At 48.6% G+C, this 19,928-nt stretch carries 19 protein-coding genes; 4 read left to right on the top strand and 15 right to left on the bottom strand.

Annotated features, from left to right (window positions below; translation table 11 throughout):
* Positions 1–99 precede the first annotated feature (99 nt).
* The 5 genes from ACO064_RS02875 to ACO064_RS02855 all read right to left on the bottom strand — a co-directional run bounded on the left by ACO064_RS02875 (position 100) and on the right by ACO064_RS02855 (position 5,455).
* Entirely contained in the window at positions 100–1,632 is a 1,533-nt protein-coding gene (locus tag ACO064_RS02875) for a Fic family protein (RefSeq protein WP_421825908.1), read from the bottom strand.
* A 174-nt stretch (positions 1,633–1,806) separates the two neighbouring features.
* Entirely contained in the window at positions 1,807–2,298 is a 492-nt protein-coding gene (locus tag ACO064_RS02870) for a hypothetical protein (protein ID WP_421825907.1), read from the bottom strand.
* Between the two features lie 37 nt (positions 2,299–2,335).
* Positions 2,336–3,679, bottom strand: coding sequence for a radical SAM protein (locus ACO064_RS02865; RefSeq protein ID WP_421825906.1), 1,344 nt, complete (start codon positions 3,677–3,679; stop codon positions 2,336–2,338).
* Positions 3,624–4,478, bottom strand: coding sequence for a recombinase family protein (locus ACO064_RS02860; protein WP_421825905.1), 855 nt, complete (start codon positions 4,476–4,478; stop codon positions 3,624–3,626). Before ACO064_RS02860 ends, ACO064_RS02865 begins: the two co-directional genes overlap by 56 nt.
* A 338-nt stretch (positions 4,479–4,816) precedes the next feature.
* Positions 4,817–5,455 carry a hypothetical protein gene (locus ACO064_RS02855; RefSeq protein WP_421825904.1) on the bottom strand — a complete coding sequence of 213 codons (639 nt, stop codon included), beginning with the start codon at positions 5,453–5,455 and terminating at the stop codon, positions 4,817–4,819.
* An 84-nt stretch (positions 5,456–5,539) separates the two neighbouring features.
* On the opposite strand from ACO064_RS02855, the gene ACO064_RS02850 reads away from it, so the two are divergent.
* Positions 5,540–6,133, top strand: a complete 594-nt coding sequence (locus ACO064_RS02850) for a hypothetical protein (protein WP_421825903.1) — start codon at positions 5,540–5,542, stop codon at positions 6,131–6,133.
* An 8-nt stretch (positions 6,134–6,141) separates the two neighbouring features.
* Here ACO064_RS02850 and ACO064_RS02845 read toward each other — a convergent pair whose 3' ends face one another.
* The 8 genes from ACO064_RS02845 to ACO064_RS02810 all read right to left on the bottom strand — a co-directional run bounded on the left by ACO064_RS02845 (position 6,142) and on the right by ACO064_RS02810 (position 12,337).
* Entirely contained in the window at positions 6,142–6,414 is a 273-nt protein-coding gene (locus ACO064_RS02845) for a hypothetical protein (RefSeq protein ID WP_421825902.1), read from the bottom strand.
* Between the two features lie 2 nt (positions 6,415–6,416).
* Positions 6,417–6,686: a helix-turn-helix domain-containing protein gene (locus ACO064_RS02840; RefSeq protein ID WP_421825901.1), complete on the bottom strand. Its 270-nt coding sequence runs from the start codon at positions 6,684–6,686 to the stop codon at positions 6,417–6,419.
* Between the two features lie 56 nt (positions 6,687–6,742).
* Positions 6,743–7,696, bottom strand: coding sequence for a hypothetical protein (locus ACO064_RS02835; protein WP_421825900.1), 954 nt, complete (start codon positions 7,694–7,696; stop codon positions 6,743–6,745).
* Positions 7,687–8,118 (bottom strand): hypothetical protein, encoded by a 432-nt coding sequence (locus ACO064_RS02830; RefSeq protein WP_421825899.1) that lies wholly within the window; start codon positions 8,116–8,118, stop codon positions 7,687–7,689. Before ACO064_RS02830 ends, ACO064_RS02835 begins: the two co-directional genes overlap by 10 nt.
* 511 nt (positions 8,119–8,629) lie before the next feature.
* Positions 8,630–9,076, bottom strand: a complete 447-nt coding sequence (locus ACO064_RS02825; protein WP_421825897.1) for a putative quinol monooxygenase — start codon at positions 9,074–9,076, stop codon at positions 8,630–8,632.
* Positions 9,077–9,170: 94 nt separating this feature from the next.
* Positions 9,171–11,423, bottom strand: coding sequence for a molybdopterin cofactor-binding domain-containing protein (locus ACO064_RS02820; RefSeq protein ID WP_421825896.1), 2,253 nt, complete (start codon positions 11,421–11,423; stop codon positions 9,171–9,173).
* 31 nt (positions 11,424–11,454) lie between these two features.
* Positions 11,455–11,910 (bottom strand): (2Fe-2S)-binding protein, encoded by a 456-nt coding sequence (locus tag ACO064_RS02815; RefSeq protein WP_421825895.1) that lies wholly within the window; start codon positions 11,908–11,910, stop codon positions 11,455–11,457.
* A gap of 223 nt (positions 11,911–12,133) precedes the next feature.
* Positions 12,134–12,337 carry a hypothetical protein gene (locus tag ACO064_RS02810; protein ID WP_421825894.1) on the bottom strand — a complete coding sequence of 68 codons (204 nt, stop codon included), beginning with the start codon at positions 12,335–12,337 and terminating at the stop codon, positions 12,134–12,136.
* A 247-nt stretch (positions 12,338–12,584) separates the two neighbouring features.
* Here ACO064_RS02810 and ACO064_RS02805 point away from each other — a divergent pair, with 247 nt between their 5' ends.
* The 3 genes from ACO064_RS02805 (at position 12,585) to ACO064_RS02795 (ending at position 18,125) form a co-directional block, all read left to right on the top strand.
* Positions 12,585–13,487 carry a helix-turn-helix domain-containing protein gene (locus tag ACO064_RS02805; protein ID WP_421825893.1) on the top strand — a complete coding sequence of 301 codons (903 nt, stop codon included), beginning with the start codon at positions 12,585–12,587 and terminating at the stop codon, positions 13,485–13,487.
* A gap of 176 nt (positions 13,488–13,663) precedes the next feature.
* Entirely contained in the window at positions 13,664–14,884 is a 1,221-nt protein-coding gene (locus tag ACO064_RS02800) for a PQQ-dependent sugar dehydrogenase (RefSeq protein WP_421825892.1), read from the top strand.
* Between the two features lie 217 nt (positions 14,885–15,101).
* Positions 15,102–18,125: a caspase family protein gene (locus tag ACO064_RS02795; protein WP_421825891.1), complete on the top strand. Its 3,024-nt coding sequence runs from the start codon at positions 15,102–15,104 to the stop codon at positions 18,123–18,125.
* Between the two features lies 1 nt (position 18,126).
* Here ACO064_RS02795 and ACO064_RS02790 read toward each other — a convergent pair whose 3' ends face one another.
* Together ACO064_RS02790 and ACO064_RS02785 are read right to left on the bottom strand one after the other, a co-directional pair.
* Positions 18,127–18,837: a LytR/AlgR family response regulator transcription factor gene (locus ACO064_RS02790; RefSeq protein ID WP_421825890.1), complete on the bottom strand. Its 711-nt coding sequence runs from the start codon at positions 18,835–18,837 to the stop codon at positions 18,127–18,129.
* Positions 18,834–19,892, bottom strand: coding sequence for a sensor histidine kinase (locus tag ACO064_RS02785; RefSeq protein WP_421825889.1), 1,059 nt, complete (start codon positions 19,890–19,892; stop codon positions 18,834–18,836). The genes ACO064_RS02790 and ACO064_RS02785 overlap by 4 nt, the downstream gene beginning before the upstream one ends.
* Between the last annotated feature and the right edge of the window lie 36 nt (positions 19,893–19,928).

Here is a 19,928-nt window from a genome sequence, read left to right as displayed (position 1 = left end):
TGGTTAGTCTGACATCAATTATATCGGAATGAAAAAATCTATACGTTATAACCGGTATGGTACGATTGACTACTACTGAACCAGCCCAATAAATCCGTTTTATTTCGTTTCGCTTTTTCTGACCAGATCGGCTAGAAAAGCCGCAAAATCGGTAATTTCCTGTTCCGCACTGGCCTTTTCCAGGGCTTGCATATAGCGGCTCCGATCACTTAAGGGGATAATCGTCCAGGGATAACCGCCCGAAGCCAGCATTACATTCATCAAAAAACGCCCAATTCGTCCGTTGCCGTCCATGTACGGATGAATGTAGACAAAAATAAAATGCCCCAACACCACCCGAACAGCCGGTTCCGGTTCGGCCTGAAGTAATTCAAAAAACACCGGCATTGTATCCCGCACTGCATCCCGGTTCAGCGGCACATGTTTGGAGCCCCGGATATACACTTGCCCATTGCGATAACCCGCCAGATCACTGGCCTTTAACAGGCCAATGCTGACGCTCGGAGCAAATAATTCCCGATACCAGGTGCGGTGGTCATTTTCGACCGCTTCCCCGGCGTTTTGACCTTGTAAAATAGCCTGAATTGTTTGTTTGACGGCCTGGTGGGCTTGCCAATAGCCTCGGGCCGCCAGCGCATTCTTTTGATCTTGATCGGATTCTACCTGATCGGGATTCCATTGCCCTTGGCGCACGCGCTCGATCAAGGCTGGAGTAACTTGATAGCCTTCAATCGAAAGCGAGTTATACGCATCCGTTACAAAGGCATCGTCCACCTGTTTGAGGTACGCATCGGTGTCCGGCGGCAGTCCCGGAGCCGCCGGAAAATGTTCCAGGATGTTTTCACGCATGCTCTGCCACATCAACCGAATCCGGTTCACATATGGCGAAGTTTCCCGAAACGATAAAATCGTGGGCAGCTTTGAGGTGAAGGGATCTTCTTCCCGGACATCATATCCGGCCAATCGCATTGTCTGGATTAAATCATCGGCTAGGCGGTCATTGCCCAGGTTACGAAAGGCACCAGCCAGTCGTCCGGCCACCACCGTGTGCCCTCCCCGCAGCAGGATTGCCAACAAATCGGACGCATCCCGCACCAGAGATAAGACATTGCGAGCATCCATCGCCGAGCGCGTAAAATAAACCGGTGAACAGAACACCAGCGCAGCCGCTAAAGAGTAAATTCGCAGCCCTTCTTTGATTTCGATTTCGTCATCGGCGGGTAAAGTAGCCTGTATATCAAACAGCGAGGTGCCAAACAGAAGCCTGATGGCATTATTGTTGGCCTCGGGAGACCGGACTAGCAGTTGTCCCGGGACTACCCAATTGCCGCTGTGCAGGGATAACGACTGCTCGGGCGAAAGTACCCACTGCTTTTCAAAACGCTCCTGAAGGTAGGACGCGCAAAATTGCCAGAAAGACGCATACCAACCGGTCGTGTCACCGGGCCGTTCATCGGGCCGGGACACAATGTACCAGCCTTTTATGACCTCTTTCAAAAAGCCATGTTTAAGCAGCCGTTCCCTGTGGGTCCGGGTCAAATCGGTGCTTCGAATGGCAACTGTCTTTTCGGTTTGTTGTAGAGTGTGCAACGCTTCAAGCGATTGAGCCAGTTTTTCCGTCGGAGTTGCCATAACGTCCTTCTATTCGTTTTTCATGCTGGACCAAAATTAGTTTTTTATGTCGTACTAAAATTAGTTTTTTGTGTTGTACCATAATTAGTTTTTCGTGTCAAATCTATTCATAATGTCAGGACAATCATTAAAATATCTGCTCTAATGAGCGATGAATCGTCACCAAAATAGCCCTTACTGCTGTCCCTCTTTCATTTCATATCTGGCGAACCATTGAAAGTCGCGCTCGATTGTCGTCTTGTTGCCGTAGATGTCGCGGAACGCAACCTGCAAACGAATGGGGCTGAGTTGCTGTCGGACCCGATGCGGGTCTTCTTCCCCGTTTTCAAAGCGGGTTTCAAAAATGACCAACCGGCCATTGGGCAAAATCACTTTTCGCACGGATTCATTCACGCCAATGGCCGTATAGGATTGGGGAGCCAGATCCAAACAGGCTTCTATCGTGGTATGCATCTTACCATCCTTCCAAAAAAGGAGTTTCTCGATAATCATCGGGCCCATGCCGTTGTTCGTGACATGAATGAAGAGATGGCCCTGTCGATCCTCCAGATCAATTTGCCCTAAGGGTTGGAGTGATTTTTCGTTGTGCGTTCGCTGAAGGCGTAATTGATAAAGCGTGGCTAATAAGGCAAGCCACGAAACCAGCACCGCAATATACCCTGTCATTCAGTCCAGCCTTTCCTGTCTGAAAAGAGGATACCGATCAGGGGTTAACGGGTTTTAAATCCCGCAGGGATTTCAACCGTTCCTGGGCTTGCAAGTCATATAAGAGCGGAATGATGCGGTGATACAGACTGCATTGCGGGTCTTTCCCATTCACCCGGTAAACCGGGCAACCGCTGGTACAAACCGCACTGTAGCGGCAAGCCTGACAATCCTTCGACCGGTTGTCTTCTTCGTGACTGCCCTGCTCGATCATATCTACCAGATCTAAATCGGGGTTGAATATTGAGTGGGATGCTTGACGTGCATCGCCGAAGTGGACATGGCAATAATTCAGGGTCCCATCGACATAGATAGCTCCCCCGGAAAACCCGGAGGCACAGGTCTGAAACCCTAACTCCTGGGGCTTAAGATCGCAGAATTGATGCCGGCAGGAGAAGGACCAACCGCCTTGGATGGCTTCCTGCATGATCGCATAGGATTCCAACAGGCTGTTTTCTAAAAGCTCCGCGTCAATGGTTTCTCCTTTGACAATTGAATAGCGAAACGGTACATCCAGCGCGATCAAGTAGCGGGTTAAATCGGGAAGTCCTTTTACGTTCTGGTTACTGACCACGGTGTTGACCATGACCGGAATGTGGTGAGCCAGTAACGTCCGCAAGTTGCGGTCGATGCGTTGGAAACTTCCCGCGCCTTGTTTGAACGGTCGGCTGGCATCGTGATTGGCTTCCAGTCCATCCAATGAAATGCCAAAGCCAATGGCCTGCTCCTGGCAAAACGCGATGATTTCGTCGGTTAGAATAGTCAGATTGGTGATGAAAGAGGCTTCAAAACGACAGCCCAATTCACTCAATCGTTGCCGAATGATTGGGATAAAGGCTTTCCAGGATTTGAACTGGGTTAACGGCTCGCCACCCGCCAACCGAAATTTGATATGCTTGAGCTTTCGCTTGACGACCGTTTCCGCCACCTTCTCCAACAATTGCTGTTTGGTGCTATCTGGCATACCTTCGGTCGTGTTCAAGGTCGAAATGTAGCAGTAGCTACAAGCCAGATTACAGCGGTTGGTGGTGTGAATCCAAAAATTGAGCGATTGAGGGGTAGTAGGTTTTTCAGGTTTGCGAAACGCAGCATCAAACCGAATGAGGTCCGTTTGAGCCAGGAGTTTTAAAAATTCTTCTAAAACCGTCGGGGGAATGGCTAGTCGGTCGCTTAGCACGGAGATCGTGGAATAGCCATCAATAGCCGACAGGATATCCGCTTGCGTCTGCGTGAGAAGACGAAGCGAATGCGGATACGCGCAATTGACGGCATAAGAGTACCCCGGCTCAATAGGCCTCAGCAGCAGATACGGTGATTTGACCGGAATCAACGGCGTCATCATCTTCAGTCGAATAATAAGAGGAACAATCGCAATTAGCGTTGATCGAGGAAACCTTCAAGGCATTCTTGCCAAATGCTTGTTCAAAGAAGGAGCCATCATCGAACAGGATGTCGGATTCATTGGTCGGGATCATAGCAGATTCTGTTTTCATGGTTTTGGTTTCTTTGAGTCGATTCAAAATCGTGTAAACCGTACTGGGGTGCCATTGGCTATCCCCGCGAAACGTGGGAATGCCTTGTTTGTTGAGTTCCTGAGCAATGCCTCGCACGGTGGTAATTCCTCGATGGTTTAGTTTTCGAAGCATCGGCGAAAGCTGGTGTGCAAATGCTTCGGCGGCCTTTTTATTTCGGGTAGCCAATATCTTTCCCTGTTTTCCGAGAACAACTCCACGTTTCCGAGCGGCTTTCAGCGCATCTTTGGTGGTTTCGCTAATGCGCTGCCGTTGTTCTTCGGCGACCGCGGCCAAAATATGGATGGTAAACCGAGTGGCATGCGGGTTGTCAGTCACTACGATTTCAACATCGGATTTGACCAGTCGGGCAATTTTTTCAACATCGCGTCCTAAGCGGTCTAGCCGAGCCACCATCAACGTAGCTTTTAAGCCTTTGCACTGCTCCAGAGCCTGTAAGAGCCTATTCTGTTGTTTACGCGTGGATTTAACCTCTACGACTTCATTCACAAGCTCATAGCCATTGAGCCGACAATAGTTGGCGACGGCCAATTGTTGCGCTTCCAGCCCTAATCCACTCCGTCCCTGCCGGTGCGTGGAAACGCGGTAGTAAGCAATAGCCTGTTTCATAGCGGGTTAACCACGTTTTTGTTCAGCAGTAAACGATCGATTATATTCGAACAGATTTCGTTTAAAATTTAGTTAGTCCGGCTAAAAAGACGCTGACAGATAAGGGCTTAAAGACGACGCGATCATAAAAAAGAAGCTGTGGTGTTCAGGAGTTTACGATCGATTACTTCCGAACAAATTTGGGATGAGAATTTTTGAAATGAGGATCATTCACCCTCGTTGGGGAATATGACGGAAGCGATTGCAGAAAATCAGAAATGCTAGGAATACTATTAAAGGAAAGCTGCAATTGCTTGATTAGTAGGCATCCTAAAGTCGAAAGCCGTCAAAGACGCCACCTATAAAATTGATGTAACCAACGGTGATTGATCGGCTGCGTCCTTACCCTTTTTCAACAGGACTTCCCGATACTTTATCAAGGTGATTGCTTTGTAATCAGCCGCCGTTAAACAGGGTGGTAAGCGAATGTCATCGCGGGCAATAAGGTCCCTCATCCACAGCTCGGCGACAACTGAATGCTTGATGTCGGGTATATAACTTAAGAAGTTACTCAGCCGGTCACGAACGGCATAACCGTAGGGTACAAAATAGTTATAATAATTCTCGTATAGCCTGGCGTCATAGTCTAGGCCGGTATTGTATCGCATGTCACGGTTACGAATTTGCTTGATGACAGCATCCGTCTCAGTTTCAAACTCATTCTGGCTCATAAGCTCATATTGATAAGCACGAACAAGTATACGCACCTGTGGTTCATAGTGAAGAATGACACTGTCATGGGGCAGATAGCCTAAACGCTGTTCGATCAGGCTTCGGCCAGTTTCAGCAAAATGGGGAAGCGTTACGCTGGCTTTCGAAAGAGCGTTCCAGTCAATGGCGTATAAGCGACCTTCCAGAGTAGCCAGGTCCCAGGCTTCTTGAAACGCTTTGGGATCACCATCGTACTGTTCTTCAATGATCGATTGCCACACCGTCATAGCACGCTCCCGGATAAAACCAGGTGATAATTGCTTATATTAGCATAACAACGCTGAAAATCAAGACAAAATAGTATAGGAGGTATGGATCACAAAAAAGATGAGGAGACGCGCTTTCCTCCTGAATATAGCCATGTCGAAGATAAAGTCCGTCAGGCAAAAGAACAGATTGATCGAATGCAGGAGCAAGCCAAGACCGTCCCAAAAGATGCTGGCCCGACCCTTGCCTACAATACACCTGGTTTTCTCCGCTCAAGACAACCGGGAAGTCACGATCAACGGATAGCATCGTTGAATAAGGGGATCGAGAACCTGAGGAAAGAGGTGCTTGACCAGGTGGAAAAAGATATTCGGCAAGCCGACCCCAAGACCGCAAGAACAGTACGTGAAGCGGCCTTAGAAAGCTTTTATCCGAACCCGGTTAAAGAGATGACGGCTGAGCAGCGAGCCGATTTTCGCAAGGCACCAAAAGATATTGAACAGTCACAAGAGTATATGGACTTCGTGACGAAAAAATCTGCTCAGGAAAAAAATAAGCCGGAGAATGATAAAGGCCCACGACAACAGGATTTATCATTAACGCAACGGTTCATGGGGAAATTTCATCATAACAAAACTGATATAACGGCAAAACCACCCACTAAGGACAACCGCACTTTAGATAAAGATAGAGACTGACAGGCTGCTTACTCTTTATCCAGATCAATATCTCGCTCCTTATTTTTATCGGGCGATGGTTTATCTTTTGAAAGCCGGTCTTGTTTTAACCAGGAAGGCAGGCGTTCTCGATTTTTTTCCTTTTCAAATTGTTGGTAGCCTTCCCGAAAAGCAACTGCACGGATGAAATCAGTTTCGATACTAGCAATTTTCTTAGCCAGCTCCGGTTCATGTTGAGCCATGATATAGCCTTCATTGAAGCCTTTCAGATATTCGGGCTCAACCTTTTCCTCATATTCCATCTCTAAAAGGGATTTTTGGCATTTTTTTCAAGATACGAATTAATAGAATCCCGATCGTAAAGGATAATTTTTTTCTGGGGCTGAGAAAACCGAATTTTCCCCTCGTCCCGTAACTTCTGCAAAGTCGTTTTGGATTTGATGTTGAGAAGCTGCATGGCCTCTTCGTCAGCTATCCATTTATCTTTTTCGACGCTGTTTTTATCCTTGAGTCTTGCAACAACTTTCTCAACTAAAGCGTAAAAAGCCGCGTCTTCAAGGCATATAACTTGCATAATAATAAATTTCTAATAAACTTCAAATCATTTTAAAGTAAAAGCATTACTAATATTTAGTTTATATTAGTATCAGTAATATCTTTATATATTTTCCCAATGAGTTTTTTTGCAGCAGGAAGGTTAATTGAATCTGTTTGATTTATTTTATTTTCAAATGGATAAAACAAAAATGAAAACATTGAAAACTGATCGTTCCATTTTGAAAATTCGTAGGTCAATGGTATTTTATTTTTTATTAGTTCTTCTATGTCGAAATTTTCGATATAACTCTCAGAATCAACAATAATGATAATTATTATTTTTGTTATCCTATTTGATACTTTGCTATTATAAAAATTTAAAAAATTATAAACGGCTTTATCTTCTTCACTCATTGTGAGGTAATCAAAGGTGAAAAGTAAGTGAGTTGATTTTGGATTCCAGTCAAAAAAATTTGACATAAAACTAAAACTTTTATTTGTTCGCTTTAGAGTAGATAAATTAAGTTCTTCAAAATTTGATAATAACATATCTATTGAAGAAGAATGTTTTTTTTTCGGTTTTAATTTTAAATTTAAGAGACGGAATTCTTGATCAATTTTATTTAATTGATATTGATTATGGCTAATTTTTTCAAAAATCGTCTCAAATTTCTTTTCTAAGTTTGAATCATTTATAGTTAAATTCAAATCTTCATGCATGTAGTATAGCATTGAAGCTATAAGAGAGCTTTTTCCAGCAGAAGGAGAGCCAAATAGTGAAATCAAATGTTGATTTTGTGCTGGTATATAATACTCATTGTAATTTTCGTTTAATAAAAGAAATTTAGGGCCAGAATATTTTTTCTTAGCATAGGTTGTGTCATATAATATAGGATATTGGTCAAACGGTTTTTCTTCCTCAATTGAAAAATTGAATATTTTTTGAGGTTCAGTTAATTTCAATTTTGCTGATTTATATAATAAAATCAAAAAAGCAATAACTGAAATAACCCCGATAGCTACAAAAATGATAACGATTAAAGCCATACTTGATAAATTGTACTTAAAATAACGGCTGAGACACCGAAAATGTTATGTAGGCATTCTTCGCCTTTCAAACCAAGGCCAGTAGTTATTAAAAAAAGAACAAATACTATAACAACCATAAAATTTGTATAACTCTTATATCTATCAACATTGTGGTTTTCAACAATTTTGGTCGGGACATAGCGAGTAGAAACGTTTCTAATGCCTTTATGAACAGGTTTAAGAACCAAAATTTTATTTGTGAAAAAATGATCGTAGGATATGTATGGATAGATTTGCCCAAAGGAAATTGCAGCCAAACTAATGCCAATATAGGCAATCTCTTTGTCAAGCAAAAATTTGAAGAATAGCTGGGTGCCGAGCACTACAAGGGGTATAACTAACGAATTGAGCATTCTTCTAGATAGTAATTTTTCAATCATTTGTATAACTATTTCAATATTTTCCTAATTAGATATTGATGTCGAACTAATCAATCGCCATTGATTGTATTTCGAGGATAATAATACAAAGGATAAATATACAATTAGCAAGATTCTCAATTATTATTAAACGAATTGAAGAGCAATTGTTTATTAATTCATTTCAAACAGAAACATTGGCTTTATACTATTTCAAAAAGTGTTGTGAAATTAATACCTATATAATAAAATGTTGTACCTATGTTGTACCCAAAAAAATAATTAGAAGTAAATGGGATATTTAAGTGCTTGTCCGTCAATTTATTACGAAGTAAATTTGATACGACGTCACAAAATTCAAAGCCTTGTGATAACTGGTTTGATTGGTTGATTGCAAAGATACAGCTTAACACGGTTTTATTGAAAACCATTCCATTCGTTGGAGACGTACTTACCCGGTTCTGACCATTTTACCCGGAATCACGCTCAACGAGGCTGTCGCACCGTGTTCCCAACAGGTCATGAATCTTCATCATTTATCTTCCTTTACTTTTCTAAACAACAGGGGCATTGTGGCCGCATCGATCACGCCCATATCCACTAACTTTAGTGATTTTACCATTTTAAGAGTCGTGGCTTTGTATTTCAGGAAGTGCGGTGTTTTCAGGTGTTGCTCGTAGGCGGTTTTGCTGGCATACATCTCCAAAATCCGTACCGATGTGGGATTTTCTTTTTGGTACATCGGAAAGATGGCAATGACTCCCGGCTCCAGTTTTACGGATGCCGCCGATTCTTCGGTCAGGATGGCTTTATATTCTTCCAGAAATGCCGGATCGATTTCTATTTCCGAAATCCTTACCATCCTCTCTGGTTGCTGCGCTAAAGCAGGATGATAGCGAACTAAAAGGTACACAACTGCTAAAAAAGAGATGATTGCCTTCGCTGCTTTGGCTTTGAAAACGGTTTTTTCTTTGTTCATGGTATTTTCAGCTATGGTATACAAATTACGGTTTCATCTACCAATATTCATGATTAAGGCAGGCCCATTGGCGAAGGGTGAAGAAAGATTCGTGCTACATCCGCTTATCCATCTCGTTCTGAAAGGGCTGATTGTAAAACCGTTTCCCCTTGTTTTTATACAACGCATTCGCCACGGCGCCAAAAACCGGCGGGAAGGGCGGTTCTCCCAGACCAGTCGGGTCGAGGTCATTTTCGACAAAGTGGACGTCGATCGATTTCGGCGCTTCGTTATGGCGAATCAGGCGGTAGTTGTGGAAGTTGCTTTGCTCAGCGGCCCCGTTTTTATGGGTTAAAGCCCCGTAAAATGCATTGCCGATGCCGTCGACCACCGCTCCCTGCACCATGTTCGTGGCCGCATCGGGGTTGATCACGATGCCACAGTCCATCGCACTGAATACCCGCTCGACATACGGTTGCCCGTCCCGGGTAACGATGTCGACCACATGGGCCGCGTAGGAATTATGGCAGAAATAAGCGGCTACGCCCCGGTTATATTTCTCATTTCCCGGCTTGTTCCAGCCCGACTTGTCCCGCACCAACGTGAGGACTCCCGCATACCGGTCGGGGTCATACTCGTTGTTTTTGCCCACCGGATTTTCCTTCGCCCGTTTTAAAAGTTCCAGCCGAAACGCGATGGGGTCTTTGCCCATGGCTTCGGCCACCTCATCCAGAAACGATTGCTCGGCGGCTGCGTTAAAGTTGGAGCGCGGAGCCCGGAAGGCCCCGATGGTGATGTTGGACGGAATCTGCCAGCCTTCGGCCAGGTAGTTCTCCACGGCCCCGGCCGGAAACCGGTTGGCATGGATCGCATGTTCCGGAATGCCGCCCCCTTTTACATGAAACGCGATCAGGTTTTTATTGGCATCCAGAGCCGCGCGGTACGTCGCCGTGTACATCGGGCGGTAGATGCCGTAGGTCATGTCATCTTCGCGGGTGTAGATGAGTTTAACGGGTGCTTTTGCTTTTCTGGAGATCAGGGCTGCTTCAGTCAGGTAATGGCCATAGGCCCGGCGACCAAAGCCCCCACCCATCCGCGTCATCTGGATTTCGATCTTGTCGGCAGGCAGGTTCAGGATTTTCGACAGCGTCGGTTCGATCCAGCCGGGAGCCTGCAAAGGACCAGCCAATACCGCTTTTTCCTCCGTCACATGGGCGAAAAAATTCATCGGCTCCATGCAGTTATGGGCCAGAAACGGAGCGTTGTAGGTGCGTTCGATCACCTGAGCAGCCTGCTGGAAAGCTGCTTCGGGATCGCCGTCTTTCCGTAATTGCTGCGCCGGTTTTTGGGCCTGTTCCTGCATTTTTTCAAGCTGGGTGCTGGTGCTTTCCAGTCCGCCCGGAACCACAACCTCCCGTTTTCCGCCCCGACCACTCATCGTATCTTTGGTGTCGCCGACCGGTTCCCACTGGGCAACGAGCTTCTTACGGGCATTCATCACCTCCCAGGTGGTTTTGCCCACCACGACCAGCAAATCGTTGAAGGTCCGCGTGTCGAAACCGCCTTGCTCAAAACCGTCTTCATACAATTTCAGGCTGAAAACTTCTTTGATGCCCGGCATTTTGAGGGTTTGCGACGCATCGAATGATTTCAGTTTCATGCCGAAGGCCGGTGGATGCTGAATCATGGCAATCAGCATTCCGTCGACCCGGTAATCCAATCCGAAGAGCGGTTTGCCGGTGATTATTTTTTGGCCCTCAACATTTTTCTTCGATTTTCTGACAATCGTAAAATCCTTCGGGGACTTCAGTTTAAGGTCTTTCGGCACCTCCAGGGTGGCGGCTTTGCCGGCCATTTCGCCGTAGTTCGCCGATTTCCCGTTGGCATGATGCAAAACCCCCGCTTTCGTGGTCACTTCCCCGACCGGCACATTCCACGTCTGGGCGGCTGCCTGGCGCAATAGATATCGGGCGGCTGCCCCGGCCTCCCGGAGCGGTTTCCAGTACATGCGAATCGAATTACTGCCCCCCGTAAACTGGGGACCTAACTTCGTGTTGTCGTGCGGACCCATTTCAACGACCACGTTTTTCCAATCCACATCCAACTCCTCGGCGACGATCATGGGCAGTGCCGTCATTACATTCTGCCCAAATTCAGGATTGGGGCACAGGAGTTTGACCACGTTGTCGGCAGTAATCTGAATATACCCATTGAGCATGGCCGATTGCTCAGGCAGGTTCAGGATCTGTCGTTTGTCGGCGGATTTGAAGCTGGATAACCAGCTAACGCTGAGCATCATGCCGCCACCCGAAAGGAGGGAAGTTTTTAAGAAAGAACGCCGGTTATGGGTTGTTTTGGTCGTGTTCATGGTCAAGGTCTGGTTTACGCGTGGACGAGGATTACTTCTTTGCCGTTGATTTGATGGCTTCTTTGATGCGCAGGTAGGTGCCGCATCGACAGATGTTGCCACTCATGTAGGCATCGATTTCCTCATCAGTGGGTTTCGGATTGGTTTTCAGCAAGGAAGCCGCACTCATCATTTGTCCCGCCTGGCAGTAGCCGCACTGGGCCACGTCGTGTTCCAGCCACGCCTTCTGGACGGGGTGGTCGCCTTTGGCCGACAGGCCTTCAATCGTGGTGATGGCCTGCTTGCCAATTGCCGAAGCGGGCAGTTGACAGGAGCGAACCGCCGTTCCATCCAAATGCACGGTGCAGGCCCCGCACTGGGCGACACCGCAGCCGTATTTGGTGCCGGGTAAGTCCAGGTGATCGCGTAGTACCCAAAGCAGGGGCGTCGAAGGGTCGACGTTCACCTGCCTGATTTTTCCGTTAATTTTGAGATTATAGGTGGCCACAGTGAATAGGGTTTACGGGTGACAGGATGCGTTTACTAACGGCAAAGGTCTTGTTTACATTGGAATAGGGTAGTATACAAATTACGGATTTTTCTACCATTTTCACTGGTTTTAGTGCTTGATACTGTGCGTATCCCGTACACTGCTGAATGTCAAGGCTAACAGTTTCCAGGCATTCCGTTGTTTTTTATAGACTTCAGTAACCGTAAACTCTGTTTTTACCTCACTGCCCCGAACCATGGCCACCAGCGTAAAGTTTATCCACATTCTTGTCGGCCATCCATTGCCACTTTTGCTTCGAAAGGTCAATGATTTCCTGCCCGGCCTTTGTGGGGGTTGTTGTCGAAGAAGTGACTTGACTGGTTTGGGAGAAGGACGACAGGAGGCCAATGGCACAGAAAAACAATCCGAGAATTGAGGCTTTCATACCGGTTTTGATCCGTTTAGGGTTGTTAATTGCGTTTATTGTTTACGTGATTTAATGGGTAAGTCACCCATTTGTAAATCGAACCGCTTGCATCGGTTGCTTCAGTTGGTTTCGCAAAGGTCTCTGCATTTCTTCTTCCGAATGGTATACAGATTACGGTTTTATCTACCAATATTCCTGATTAGAGCATGCCAATTGGTGAAGGGTGAATAAAGCGGTAATTTTAGGTAACTAAACCAATCATGATATGGACACGCTGCGCCGGTTTGAGACCATCAGTGATTATAATACATTCAACAACAACGAAACCCGTCATCCGTTGGTGAGCGTGGTGGACTTGTCCAGGTCCGATCCCCGGCAAGGCTCCCGGATGTTTTTCGGCTTCTACACCATCTTTTTAAAAGAGGTCAAATGCGGGGATCTGGTATATGGTCGCCATACGTATGATTACCAGGAAGGAACCCTGGTTTTTCTGGCACCGGGACAGGTCGCCGGGGTGAACAGCAATGGCGAAACCTATCAGCCCAAAGGGTATGCGCTGGTCTTTCATCCCGATCTTCTCCACGGTACGGCTCTGGGACGACACATTCAGGAGTATACCTTCTTTGGCTACCAGTTCTACGAAGCCCTGCATGTATCCAAACGGGAACGGGAAATTGTGCTGGATTGCTTTTCCAAAATCGACTACGAATTGGAACATGCCATCGACAAGCACAGCAAGCGTTTAATCGTCTCCACTATTGAACTGTTTCTGAACTACTGCGTCCGGTTCTACGAGCGCCAGTTCATTACCCGGGAATATGCACATAAGGGCGTTATCGAACGGTTTGAGAATTTGTTGAACGCGTATTTTCAGACCGATAAACCCCAGACGATTGGCTTGCCTTCAGTCGCCTATTGTGCCAGTGAATTAAATCTGTCGGCGAACTATTTTGGCGACCTGATCAAGAAAGAAACCGGCAAAACCGCGCAGGAATACATTCAGTGGAAGGTGATCGACGTAGCAAAAGAACGCGTGTTTGATCCTGCCAAATCCATCAGTCAAATTGCCTTTGAATTGGGCTTCAAGTATCCCCAGCACTTTAACCGCCTGTTCAAACAGCGGGTTGGGCAATCCCCCAACGAATACCGGATGCTCCACTCTAATTAATTTGGGTTGACATGAGCCGCCACTATGATTACCAAAGAGAAATTTAAAGGCCTGCAAGCCCAGGTCTACAGGAAGTAGTTCAGCGGAAAGAAACCAAATTAGGTGTTTAGCGTTACCAGGTTTAATATTGTAGTAAATTATATTAGAACAGAAAGAAACCTTCGGGCTAAACCAACATGAGCAATCGATTTATTATGATCCTGACGGGTACTTCACTCGCTTTTTTAGCTTGTGGTTCAAGTGTATCCGCTCAAACCGCATCGTCTGCACAGGCGCCGGTAGAAACCAAAGAACCCAATTCGGCCTACAAATCGGCTTTTGCCGGACAAACTCGGGTTGCCGGTATCAAATCCGCCACCCCTTACGAAGGCAAGGTCTTGACGGAAGACCTCAAGAGCCCCTGGGGCATTACGAGCCTGCCCGATGGACGGCTGCTCATCACGGAAAAGAAGGGAACGCTGCGCATCGCCACCGTCGACGGCAAGCTGAGTGAACCGATCACGGGTCTGACAAAGGTAAATTCCGCAGGACAGGGTGGCTTGCTGGGCATCCGGGTCGATCCCGCCTTTGCGACCAACCGCATGATCTACTGGGTATTTGCCGAACCGTTGGAAGAAGGAAATTTGACGGCGGTTGGCAAGGGGAAACTGTCGGCCGATGAAAAAACGGTGGAAGGAGCGACGGTTATCTACCGCGCTACCCCCGCCTACAAAGGAAATCTGCACTACGGTGGCCGGATTTTGATCGACAAAGCCGGTAATCTGGTGATCAGCACCGGCGAACGGTCGGATCTGGTCACCCGGCCCCAGGCCCAGTCGGTCAATTCAGGACTAGGGAAAGTCATCCGCATTACGAAAGAGGGCAAACCTGCCGCCGGTAATCCGTTTGTAAAACAGGCCGATGCCCGGCCCGAATTGTATTCTTATGGACACCGCAACGTGCAGGGTCTGGCTTTCCATCCGGTTACCGGCGATCTGTGGGAGGCTGAATTTGGCCCCAGAGGAGGGGATGAAATCAACCGGATCGAACCCGGAAAAAATTACGGATGGCCGACCATCACCTACGGCATCGAGTACAGTGGCAAGCAAGTCGGGGAGGCCATTCAGCAAAAAGAAGGCCTGCAACAACCGGTCTATTACTGGGACCCTTCCGTCTCGCCAAGCGGGATGACGTTCTACAGCAGTAACCGCATTCCGGAATGGAAGAACAACCTCTTCGTGGGTTCGCTGAGTGGCATGCACATCGTGCGGCTGAAAATTGAAAACAACAAAGTGGTAGGCGAAGAGCGGCTGCTCTCGGGTGAATCGCAGCGTTTCCGGGATGTAACACAGGGCAACGACGGCGCTTTGTACGCGATTACCGACCAGGGAAGGCTGTATCGAATCGATAAAAAATAAGGGTCTCTGTCCCGTATTTGACTGAGCATCTTGCCTTTATGATAGAAGGCATCGTTGGGCAAATCCCGTCTTTCCGGAAAAACCGGCTTGGTTTTCAAGCGGTTTTTTTCGGAAAGACGGGATTTGTGATTATTTTCCTATATTTCTGGCGATCACCGGTTTAGGCCGTGGTACCACGAAATTCCTCCAAACTCTGACGATGAACCCTTCAACCTCTGTGCCTTCCGCAGTTCTGCCTAAACTTTTTTCTTTCGTGGTGGGTATCAACGCCTACCAGCAGGTTCGCCCGTTGAGCGGTGCCGTACAGGACGCGGCCACCATCGAACACTACCTCGAAAGCCTCACCGATCTGGAGCACGTTCCGCTCCACCTCACTGATCAGGAGGCCACCAAAACCGCCATCGTCGCGGGTTTCCGAACGCACCTGAAAAAAGCGGGACCGAATGATACGGCTTTGTTCTATTTCGCGGGCCACGGTGCGCAGGAAGCCGCCGACCCGACGCTCTGGCCAACCGAAGCCGACGGGAAACTCGAAAGCATTGTCTGTTTTGACGGCGATGCGGCCCATACCTGGGATTATTTGCTGACCGACAAGGAGTTAAGGTATCTGATTGCGGACCTGAGCCAGACCGGGGCGCACGTCGTTACGATCTTCGATTGTTGCCATTCCGGGGATAACACCCGGTTTTTTGATCTGCTCGCGGCAACATCCGAAGGGCAGAAAATGCAGGAGCGCCGGTTGTCGCAATCAGCTCCCATGCGGCCCTACGCCGGTTTTATTTTTCAGGAGCAATTTACAGAAAACGATTTCCGCCAACAGGGACTCGACCAGCTCATCCCATTGGGAACCCATATTCAGCTAGCGGCCTGTGAATCGGACGAAGCGGCTGTGGAAGACCGGGAAAACAAGGAGGGCGTTTTTACCAAAAATCTGGTGGCGGTTTTGAAAGCCGCCAATTCAGCCATTTCCTACCAGGCCCTGCATAACCGCGTGCGGCAGTATATGCGGTTTGCCTACGAACAACGCCCCCGCATTTCGGCCGCGGGCGATGCGTCGGACAAGCTCTTGCTGACCGGTTTTTTGAACCGACCGATCGATACCCAAACCGCCGTCGCCGAAATTACCTTCAATCCGGACAAACGGCAGTGGCTGCTCGATGTCGGAGCCATTCATGGGGTAGGGCGGACGACGAAATCCATTCAGGTGCTGGACGACACCGGAAAACCGGCTTTTTCGGTGACACCGCTGAAAATCGGGGCCGATTACACGTTGTTGAAAATCGGTGCGGAACAGGAAGCCGGACTCGACCGGGGCAAGGCCTACCGGGCCGAAGTGGAAGGCCTGCTCACCGAACCCATCAAACTCCATTTCATCAACCACAACGGCGACGTGGCCGAGCAGGCGCTGTTGCTGAAAACGCTGACCGAAAAAGCCGGGGCATTTTTCATCCCGGAAGAAGACGAACAAAAAGCGGATTACACGCTGCACGTTCGCAACGGTCTTTTGTACTTTTCCCGGCCCGGTGACGAAAACCGTCCGCTCATCCGCACCGTTCCGGCAGATAATCTGGAGCGGGCGTATGAGCAGTTGACCCAGTATTTGCGGCACCTGGCCGCCTGGAAATATCTGAAAGAACTGCGCAATCCCGAAGCCCCTGAACCGATTCTGACCATTGCCGTAACGCCCGAAACTGCGCAAACGGAGGTATTGAAAGGCGCACAACCGACGCCGGTCACGATTCCGTTGCAGGAGAGCACGACGCCGTCCGGCAAAACCGTTTGGGCCAATAAAGTCAGCATCCAGTTGATCAATCCCACGGCTCAGGTGCTGTATTGCACGGTGTTATACCTTTCCCGTGATTTCATTGCGATGAAGGATTTTTTGCCGGTGAACGAGCGGCTTCAGGCGGGAAACTACCGACTCGAACCGGGAAAATCGGAACTGCTGGGATTGCCCAGCCGGAAATCGCTGACGGGGCGGAATGATTTTGTGCGAATGAGCCTGGAAGAAACCGTTCGGCAATACAACTGGCCGGAGGTGACGGAATACTTTAAAGTCATCGTTTCCGTGAATCCCCTTTCCGAATCGACGCTGGCAATGCTGGCGCTGGATGTCTTGCCGTCGCCCCACACGCTGGGTGAAAAATTGGATTCTGACGAGAACCGCGCGTCGGCTTTCGATACCGAAGAAGACGAGGAGGAGTTTCCGGACTGGAGCACGCAACTGGTCACGCTCCGCATTCCGAATCCGGTTTTCAACCGGATCGATCTGGGCGAACTGAACCGGATGCTGGAACCGGTGCTGGTCGATGGCGTGCCGGTGGCTAATCCGATGGCTGATTTCGCGCTCGGACTGTATTTTCAGCCGGACCCGATCGATTCGGAGCTGGTTTTGCGGGACGATCTGACCGTGACGGGCGAGGAACAGCGCGGGCTATGGGGCGATGTGAAAACGTTCGTGAGCAACCAGATTGCCTACCAGATCCGAAACCGGCAGTACATGCAGAATCTGATCAAATACCCGGACCGGGTTCGGCTGGTGGCGGGTGGGGATTCGTGGTTTCAATACCCGCTTCTAAGTGATATTGTCGATTACCTGGCGCGGGTGTATTCGGTGAACTGCACCCCGGCGGTGGGAAAATCGCTGAAGAATTACATTGAAAAATCGCAGTTTCTGGAAACCATTGCGCAGGTCAGTCCGCGGTATTTTTTGCTGAGTGGCGGAGGAACGCATTTCTTTGGCGACGAATTTCCGACCTACATCCGGGATCAGGCAGCGGAAAGCCTGCCCGCGCCACAGCGGTATGTAGCCGACGGATTCGCGGCTGCGCTGGACGAACTGGAAACGGATTTTCAACGACTTTTTCGCCTGATCCGGTTGCAAAATGCGAAAGTTCGGGTGCTGGTCCACGGCTATGATTACCTCCTGCCAGACGCCAGTGAAACGCAATCCGGGAAGCCGGGGAATCTGGAGAAGTGCCTGACTGAAAAGGGAATAACCGGCGCCGTGGAACGAAAAAACCTGATCCGGTTTATGATCGACGGGTTCAACGAGCGATTGCAACGGGCCGCATCGGCGTATGATAACGTGATTTACATCGACTTGCGCGGGAGTATCCGACCGGCCACCAGCCAGTTGAAATACTGGTACGATGAATTTCACCCGAACGACAAAGGGTTTCTGAGCATTGCCACCAAATACGCCCAACTGATCGGGAAAATGGAGAAAGAACGCGCCTGAGTTAGCCCTGAAACCGCTTGAAAAACTCGGTTTCGTAGCTCATGCCGACCGGTATTTCTTCCCCGGCGAGGGTGATCATGCGGTTGCGGACGGTTTCGATCCGGTTGAAAGCCACAATATAGGAGCGATGAACGCGAATAAACCGCTCGCTTCCCTCGTCGGCTTCCCGGAGTTTTTGCAGCATGGTTTTCATCGTCATCCGGGCCACAATCGGGCGGTTGACCTGATGGAGGTGAATCTTGAGGTAATCGTCTAATCCCTCGATGAACAGAATGTCTGACAACGCAATTTTGTGCAGCGTATAATCGGCGCGGATGTAGAGATAGGCTTCCTTCGCCGGATCGGTCGTCTGCCGGAATTTCTGCTGCGTCGTTGCTTTCTGAACGGCTTGTTGAAACCGCTCGAACGTAAACGGTTTCAACAGGTAATCGACGGCATTGAGCGTAAACCCTTCCACGGCGTATTCGGCGTAGGCCGTGGTAAAAATCACCAGCATCTGTTCCGGAATCGCCCTGTGAAATTCAATGCCGGATACCGACGGCATGTTGATGTCGAGAAAAAGCAGATCGGTAGGTACCTCGTGCAGATGCGTGAGTGCTTCGTCGGGGCGCAAAAATGTCTTTTGCAGGTCGATGGTGTTGAGCTGGTGGCAAAAATGGGTCAATACCCGCAGCGCAGGGGGTTCATCGTCTAACGCAATGGCTCGGATCATGCCAGGTTCAGGGTTAGGTCAACGGCGAACCCGGTGGGGTCGTCGTTGATGGTCAGGACGTGCTGGTTGGGATACACCAGTTTCAACCGGGCTTTGGTGTTGTCGATGCCAATTCCGCCCGAGGTTTCGTCATTGTGATATAACCGCACTTTTTTGTTGAACACATATAAGCGCAAGGTGTTCTCGTTCAGCGAAATCGTGATGTGAATGATCGATTTTTCTTCCGGATTGACGCCGTACTTGAACGCGTTTTCAATAAACGAAATCAAAATCAGAGGTGCAATCTGTTTCCCATTAAAAAAGCCGCTGACCGCGTACTCAATCTGGACGGTATCGTCCAGCCGCAACTGCTGTAAGGCGATGTAATCACTGATGTAGGCCACCTCTTTCGCCAACGGTACCGCGTGGCTTCCGGCATCCCGAATTACATAACGCATTAATGACGAGAGTTTTACGACGGCGTCGGCGGTTTTGTCCGACTTTTCGATGGCCAGCGAATAGATGCTGTTGAGCGTGTTGAACAGAAAATGCGGGTTGATCTGGGCTTTCAGGTACGACAATTCGGTGGATAGTTTTTCCTGCTCCGTTTGTCGCCAGCGGTTTTTGATCTGGAGATACAGGGAAACAAAAATGCCGACCAGATACAGAAACAGGGCATGACTCAGCTCGAATCCGAAAGGCGGTTTTGGGTTCGAGCCACCCGGACCCGGACCGTGAGCCTGGGAGTGATGGGGTGGACCCGGTGCCGGAGCAGAAAGCAAATCCCCGCGATCGACCAGCACAATGGCCCCGATCAGAAGCAAAAAACTTCCCGCAAGGCTGGCAACATAAAGGATATATTTTCCTTCCAGATACAATTTTGGAATCAGGTAATAATAGTTGGCGTAAAAGAAAACCAGCATGAAGAGGTAAGACAGAAAATTGGTTCGTTCGTGCGGGTTACTGGTCAGTTTGGTGAGGCCCGAAAAACCGTCGGGCGCAAAAAGATAAGGAAGAGACAGAAAGGCCAGACCAAGCAGAATATGAATCAGGATGGGCGGAATGGTTCGTTTCATGGAATTGATTTTCAGCCTAAACTACGAAACACCGTA

The organism is Larkinella sp. (assembly GCF_965227735.1).
GTDB lineage: Bacteria > Bacteroidota > Bacteroidia > Cytophagales > Spirosomataceae > Larkinella.
The sequence above is the reverse complement of the archived record's forward strand: the minus strand, read 5'-3'. Positions and strand labels throughout refer to the sequence as shown.

What these genes read in the sequence shown, in the direction of transcription:
- ACO064_RS02875 (WP_421825908.1), bottom strand. Translation starts at nt 1,632, where the DNA reads ATGGCAACTCCGACGGAAAAACTGGCTCAATCGCTTGAAGCGTTGCAC.
- ACO064_RS02870 (WP_421825907.1), bottom strand. Translation starts at nt 2,298, where the DNA reads ATGACAGGGTATATTGCGGTGCTGGTTTCGTGGCTTGCCTTATTAGCC.
- ACO064_RS02865 (WP_421825906.1), bottom strand. Translation starts at nt 3,679, where the DNA reads ATGATGACGCCGTTGATTCCGGTCAAATCACCGTATCTGCTGCTGAGG.
- ACO064_RS02860 (WP_421825905.1), bottom strand. Translation starts at nt 4,478, where the DNA reads ATGAAACAGGCTATTGCTTACTACCGCGTTTCCACGCACCGGCAGGGA.
- ACO064_RS02855 (WP_421825904.1), bottom strand. Translation starts at nt 5,455, where the DNA reads ATGACGGTGTGGCAATCGATCATTGAAGAACAGTACGATGGTGATCCC.
- ACO064_RS02850 (WP_421825903.1), top strand. Translation starts at nt 5,540, where the DNA reads ATGGATCACAAAAAAGATGAGGAGACGCGCTTTCCTCCTGAATATAGC.
- ACO064_RS02845 (WP_421825902.1), bottom strand. Translation starts at nt 6,414, where the DNA reads ATGGAATATGAGGAAAAGGTTGAGCCCGAATATCTGAAAGGCTTCAAT.
- ACO064_RS02840 (WP_421825901.1), bottom strand. Translation starts at nt 6,686, where the DNA reads ATGCAAGTTATATGCCTTGAAGACGCGGCTTTTTACGCTTTAGTTGAG.
- ACO064_RS02835 (WP_421825900.1), bottom strand. Translation starts at nt 7,696, where the DNA reads ATGGCTTTAATCGTTATCATTTTTGTAGCTATCGGGGTTATTTCAGTT.
- ACO064_RS02830 (WP_421825899.1), bottom strand. Translation starts at nt 8,118, where the DNA reads ATGATTGAAAAATTACTATCTAGAAGAATGCTCAATTCGTTAGTTATA.
- ACO064_RS02825 (WP_421825897.1), bottom strand. Translation starts at nt 9,076, where the DNA reads ATGAACAAAGAAAAAACCGTTTTCAAAGCCAAAGCAGCGAAGGCAATC.
- ACO064_RS02820 (WP_421825896.1), bottom strand. Translation starts at nt 11,423, where the DNA reads ATGAACACGACCAAAACAACCCATAACCGGCGTTCTTTCTTAAAAACT.
- ACO064_RS02810 (WP_421825894.1), bottom strand. Translation starts at nt 12,337, where the DNA reads ATGAAAGCCTCAATTCTCGGATTGTTTTTCTGTGCCATTGGCCTCCTG.
- ACO064_RS02805 (WP_421825893.1), top strand. Translation starts at nt 12,585, where the DNA reads ATGGACACGCTGCGCCGGTTTGAGACCATCAGTGATTATAATACATTC.
- ACO064_RS02800 (WP_421825892.1), top strand. Translation starts at nt 13,664, where the DNA reads ATGAGCAATCGATTTATTATGATCCTGACGGGTACTTCACTCGCTTTT.
- ACO064_RS02790 (WP_421825890.1), bottom strand. Translation starts at nt 18,837, where the DNA reads ATGATCCGAGCCATTGCGTTAGACGATGAACCCCCTGCGCTGCGGGTA.
- ACO064_RS02785 (WP_421825889.1), bottom strand. Translation starts at nt 19,892, where the DNA reads ATGAAACGAACCATTCCGCCCATCCTGATTCATATTCTGCTTGGTCTG.